Below are 3,687 nucleotides of genomic sequence, written 5' to 3'. Positions count from 1 at the left end.
CGAGAGGTTCAGAAGACTACCTGTGCGGTGGGTGGAACCAGTCCCATGGTTTTCCGGCTCTGGGGTCGTCTGTTCTTCCGTTTATCTTGAGTGGGGTTATTGTGGGGTCGTTCCAGGGCCTCCTCTCCTCATCGGGGGTCTGGTAGTCGTAGAGCTTGTTGACGAAGTATACTAGGTAGACTGGCTCGGTGCCTAGGGCTTTGAACCCGTGCCAGTAGTGGCCGGGGACTCGTAGGATTTGGGGTTTTTCCCCGCTGAGCACGGCTTCGACTAGGTGTCTTGTCGAGTCGTCGTAGGCGCATATCTTCGCGTAGCCTCGAGCTACGAAGAAGTAGTCGTTTTGCCCGCGTAGGTGTCTGTGCCAGGCTCTAATTATTCCTGGGAATGTCACGCTTAGGTTGGCCTGGAGTATCTGGTCTCCCTCGAGTAGCTGGCTCCAGTCCCCGCGTATTAGTTCGTGGAATAGCCCTCTCTCGTCTACAGATCTCTCAAGGTCTGCTATTTTAACCCCTGGTAAGGGGAGTTCCCTTACCGTTTTTATAACCATTTATTTCGACCTCATCGATTCCTCCACGAAGAGCTTTATTGCTTTTTCTGTGTCGTGGAATTCCCCCAGTAGGGCCCTGGCCTTGGAGGTGTCGAGGCTCGAGTCTCTAGGTCTCCTTGCGGTCCAGGACATTTCTTGTGTCCTGGCCTCCTTGACGAGTGTCTTTGGGGCCCCTAAAGCCTCAGCTATTTTGAGGGCGAACTCGTACCTGCTCATCCTGTCGCCGGCAACGTGTAGCACGCCAAGGGGTTTGATCTCTGCTATCTTTACTATTGCCTCCCCCAGGAAGACGTTGTAGGTGGGGGAGACGTACTGGTCTACTAGGGCTCTGACCTCTTGCCCTGTGCTCAGTCTCTCTACCACATATTCTGCGAATCCTTTTTTCCCAGCTGAGGATCCGAAGATCGCGCTGGGCCTGATTATAGTGTAGAGGACGTCGCTGGACTTTACGAGTTCCTCCCCGATGAGCTTGGTTAACCCGTAGAAGTTTATGGGTGAAGGAGTGTCTGCCTCCTTATACATCCCCTTCTCGCCGTCAAAGACATAGTCTGTGGAGACGTAGATTATATGCGCGTTAACCGCTCTAGCCGCTCTAACGACGCTGCGTGTGGCTTCAACGTTAACCCGCCAGGCTCTAGGCTTGTCTACCTCGCATGCGTCTACGTCTGTCATGGCGGCGCAGTGTATTATAGTGTGCGGTTTTTCCTTCCAGACTAGGTCCTCGAAGAGATACCCATTGGAGAGGTCTAGTCTAACCCATTTGACTCCATGCATGTTTAAGGGTTCTCGTGAGTGGTGGATGGCCACGACCTGGTGGCCCCTTGCGAGAAGATGTTTCACGACTTCTCTGCCCAGCTGCCCGCTCCCACCGGTCACTATCACTTTCATTTCTGACCACCCCAGGGAGTATCTGATGAGAAAAACTTGTCGCTAACGAGGGGGCGCCACCACCACTCGTTTGAAAGATACCACTGGATCGTCCTCTTTAGGCCTTCCCCCCAGCCCACCGTGGGTTTCCAGCCTAGCGTAAGCACTTTCTCGCCTTTCATGGCGTAGCGGTAGTCGTGTCCCGGCCTGTCGGGGACGAATCTTATGAGGCTTTCAGGCTTTCCGAGGGCGTGTAGGATGTCCTTTACGACTTCTATGTTTGTCTTTTCGTTGAAGCCGGGGAGGTTGTATGCTTCGCCGTTTCTCCCGCTCACTATTACTGTGTAGAGGCCTCTCGAAAAGTCCTCTACGAAGAGCCAGTCTCTCCTCTGGGAGCCGTCTCCGTACACGGGTATGGGGAGGTTTAGGCTCGCCCTTAGTATTGTTTTGGGGATGAGCTTTTCGGGAAACTGGTAGGGCCCAAAATTGTTTGAGGGTCTAACTATTCTGACGGGGAGACCATATGTTCTCCAGTAGGCTTGGCAGAACAAGTCGCCCGCAGCCTTGCTTGCGGAGTAGGGGCTACTCGGCCTAAAAGGCGCCGCCTCATCTACAGGCTCTGCGACGTCGCCGTAAACCTCGTCAGTCGAGATGTGAACTAGGAGTTTTACGTCGAGTCTACGGGAGGCTTCGAGTAGGACGTGTACACCCTTGACGTTTGTCTCGATGAAGGGGTATGCGTCGACAATACTTCTATCAACGTGGGTCTCGGCGGCAAAGTTAACAATTACGTCTGGCTCGAACTCTGAGATCGTCTTCTCGACCCGATCACTATCACATATGTCTCCCCTGACTAGCCTAAGCCGGGAAGAGTCTAGACCCTCAAGGTTCTCGAGGCGCCCAGCGTATGTGAACTTGTCGTAGACTAGAACCTCCGCGTCGTCAAGCTTACCCAGTAGGAACCGGACGAAGTTTGAGCCCATGAACCCTGCTCCTCCCGTGACTAGGAACCTCATAGCTCGACGACCCCCATCTCGCCGAGGAAGAGTCTTAGACCTCTAGGTCTGTTAGAGTTCTTTCTTATCACTCCCCCTGAGCCTATAATGCTGTCAACCAGCCTGTAGTCTAGGCTTGTGATCGTCACGTTGTCCATAAGCACGCTGTTCTCGATCTCGACTCCCTGTATCCTGCAGTTTATCCCTATGCTCGTATAGGGGCCTATGTAGGAGTTCTCTACTATACTCCCCGAGCCTATGAATGCAGGCCCCCTTATCACGCTGTTGCGGATCACGGAGTTTTCCTCGACTATAACCCTCCCCTCGACGCTACTGTCCTCAACATTCCCCTCTATCAACGCCTCTCTGACTTTCTGGTCTAGGAGCAGCCTGTTAGCCTCCAGGATATCCTTAGGCGTACCGGTATCCTTCCACCATCCTCCGATAATCCCATAGTCTACCTTGAATCCCGCCTCAAGCATTCCTTGGAGCGCATCAGTTATCTCTAGCTCTCCGCGCCAGCTGGGCCTCAGCTTCTCGATGACCTTGAAAACTCCTTGCCCCCTGAAGAAGTATACTCCGACTAGAGCATATTTGCTTGGCGGCTCTTTAGGCTTTTCCACAAGACCTACAAGCCGGCCCGATGAGTCAAACTTCGCCACTCCGAATCGCCTAGGGTCTTCAACCTCTGCCAAGAGGATCATCGCGTCAGCATCGCTATCAGAGAATTTCTCAACGAATTTCTTTATACCCTCCAATATGAGGTTGTCGCCAAGGTACACCACGAACTCTTCATCGCCTACATAGTCCCGGGCAACAGAGACGGCGTGAGCCAGCCCGTAAGGATACCCCTGGTAGATATACGTTATCTTCAAACCCAGAGCTGAGCCGTCACCATAGTACTCCACGACGCGCTCCGGAGCTACTCCCCCCAGGATAACTGCAACCTCGTCGATGCCGGCCCCCTTGAAGTCTTCAAGGACCCACTGAGAGACAGGCTTACCAGCGACCTTTATGAGCTGCTTGGGACCCGTATGCGTTAAAGGCCTGAGCCTTGTCCCCAGGCCCCCGTGGAGTAGAACACCTTTCACGACAATCAATTTTCCCATGGTTACATTAAATATTAAACCTTTCTCGGTGCTAGATAGAATTCTGGAGAACATACTCCGGTTGACGCGACGAGCAGGACTTGCAGTGCAACTATACGTTTTTCCCAGGCTCTTTTACGAAATAAACTTCAGGTGTTAAGCTGCCATTAAGACACCATCCCGGTTAACC

General features: G+C 53.0%; 4 protein-coding genes. All 4 read right to left on the bottom strand.

Annotation, left to right across the window (positions count from 1 at the left end; all coding sequences use genetic code 11):
• Positions 1-16: 16 nt before the first annotated feature.
• The 4 genes from ACP5KC_RS09415 to ACP5KC_RS09400 are packed head-to-tail and all read right to left on the bottom strand — an operon-like array spanning position 17 to position 3,500.
• Entirely contained in the window at positions 17-547 is a 531-nt protein-coding gene (locus ACP5KC_RS09415; RefSeq protein ID WP_428287384.1) for a dTDP-4-dehydrorhamnose 3,5-epimerase family protein, read from the bottom strand.
• Entirely contained in the window at positions 548-1,435 is an 888-nt protein-coding gene (gene rfbD / locus ACP5KC_RS09410) for a dTDP-4-dehydrorhamnose reductase (protein WP_428287383.1), read from the bottom strand.
• Positions 1,432-2,430 carry a dTDP-glucose 4,6-dehydratase gene (gene rfbB, locus ACP5KC_RS09405; RefSeq protein ID WP_428287382.1) on the bottom strand — a complete coding sequence of 333 codons (999 nt, stop codon included), beginning with the start codon at positions 2,428-2,430 and terminating at the stop codon, positions 1,432-1,434. Before rfbB ends, rfbD begins: the two co-directional genes overlap by 4 nt.
• Positions 2,427-3,500, bottom strand: coding sequence for a glucose-1-phosphate thymidylyltransferase (locus tag ACP5KC_RS09400; RefSeq protein ID WP_428287385.1), 1,074 nt, complete (start codon positions 3,498-3,500; stop codon positions 2,427-2,429). Before ACP5KC_RS09400 ends, rfbB begins: the two co-directional genes overlap by 4 nt.
• Between the last annotated feature and the right edge of the window lie 187 nt (positions 3,501-3,687).

This window comes from Infirmifilum sp. (assembly GCF_049970975.1).
Classification (GTDB): Archaea; Thermoproteota; Thermoprotei; order Thermofilales; family Thermofilaceae; genus Thermofilum; species Thermofilum uzonense.
This window is presented reverse-complemented; position numbering and strand designations above follow the sequence as displayed.